Origin of the sequence: Luteibacter yeojuensis, assembly GCF_000964085.1 — a bacterium.
In the GTDB taxonomy this organism is placed as follows: domain Bacteria; phylum Pseudomonadota; class Gammaproteobacteria; order Xanthomonadales; family Rhodanobacteraceae; genus Luteibacter; species Luteibacter yeojuensis_A.
On record NZ_JZRB01000138.1, the window covers coordinates 1 to 1,356 of the forward strand.

1 protein-coding gene and 1 pseudogene are annotated in these 1,356 nt (G+C 69.1%); both read right to left on the reverse strand.

Annotated features, from left to right (window positions below):
• A pseudogene (locus VI08_RS22325) lies at positions 1-415 on the reverse strand (hypothetical protein); the annotation flags it as partial.
• Between the two features lie 26 nt (positions 416-441).
• A partial coding sequence (locus VI08_RS20595; RefSeq protein WP_045831521.1) for a chromosome segregation SMC family protein occupies positions 442-1,356 on the reverse strand: 915 nt, incomplete at its 5' end.

Below are 1,356 nucleotides of genomic sequence, written 5' to 3' on the forward strand. Positions count from 1 at the left end.
CCTTCGCGGCGCCGCGTTCGCCCGCCAGCGATGCGCCAAGGCGCTCGAGCTCGGCGCGCAGGTCGACATCCAGCTCGCCCTGCTTCGGCGAGGGGCGGAACAGCGGGTCGTTGGCATCGTCGTCGCGGGCCGCGTCGTCGCGGGCGCCGAAGCCCTCGTCGAAACGGCCGTCGAAACGCTCGTCGTCGCGGGCGCTGAAGGTCACGTCATCGGCTTCGCGTTGCTGGGTTTCGCCGCCGAACACCGGCTCGCGGCGCTCGCGCGGCCGTTCCGGCTGCTCAGGCACCGGCTTGCGGCGGCCCTGCTCCTTGCGCGGCTGGCCGAAGAGCCAGATCAGCACGAGCACGACGATGCCCACGAAGAGCATCGGGATGCCGACGGCAGGGTTCCAGGCGAGGCCGATGGCGGGATTCATTGCGTACTGGGTTCCTTGGGTAGTGCTTACGCGACGCCGGCGAGCTTGGAGGCTTCGGCCAGGTCGACCTGGACGAGGCGCGACACGCCCGGTTCGCGCATGGTAACGCCACACAACTGGTGCGCGGCCTCCATCGTGGCCTTGTTGTGGCTGACGAAGATGAATTGCACCTTCTCGCTCATCTCGCGCACCATCGCCGAGAAACGGCCCACGTTGGCCTCGTCCAGCGGTGCGTCCACCTCGTCCAGCAGGCAGAACGGCGCGGGGTTGAGGCCGAAGATAGCGAAGACGAGTGAGACCGCCGTGAGGGCCTTCTCGCCGCCCGACAGCAGCGTGATATTGGAAACGCGCTTGCCCGGCGGCCGCGCCATGATGGCCACGCCGGTGTCGAGCAGGTCCTCGCCCGTAAGCTCGAGGTAAGCGTGGCCGCCGCCGAACAGGCGCGGGAACAGCTCCTGCACGCCGGCGTTGACGCGGTCGAAGGTTTCCTTGAAGCGCTGGCGGGTTTCGCGGTCGATCTTCTTGATGGCGCCTTCGAGCGTTTCCATGGCGCTGGTGAGGTCGGTGAGCTGGGCGTCGAGGTATTCCTTGCGCTGCGACTGCTCGGCATGCTCCTGGATGGCCGCGAGGTTCACCGGCTCGAGGCGGGCGATCTTCTGCGCCAGGTCGGCGAGCTGGCCCTGCCAGTGCGCGGGCTCGGCATCCTCGGCCAGCTCGGCCAGCAAGGCATCGAGCTCGAGGCCCGAGGCGGCGATGGCCTGGGCCAGCTGCTCGGCGCGCAGCTGCAAGGCCTGGGCGGCGAGGCGCTTCTCGGCCACGTTTTCACGCACCTGGCCCAGCACGTGCTCGACGCGCTGCCGTTCCTGCTCGAGCCGGCGGAACTCGGCGTCGCAGTCCTCGACGGCACGGCGAGCCTCGACGAGCTGCTTGTCGACAAGCAG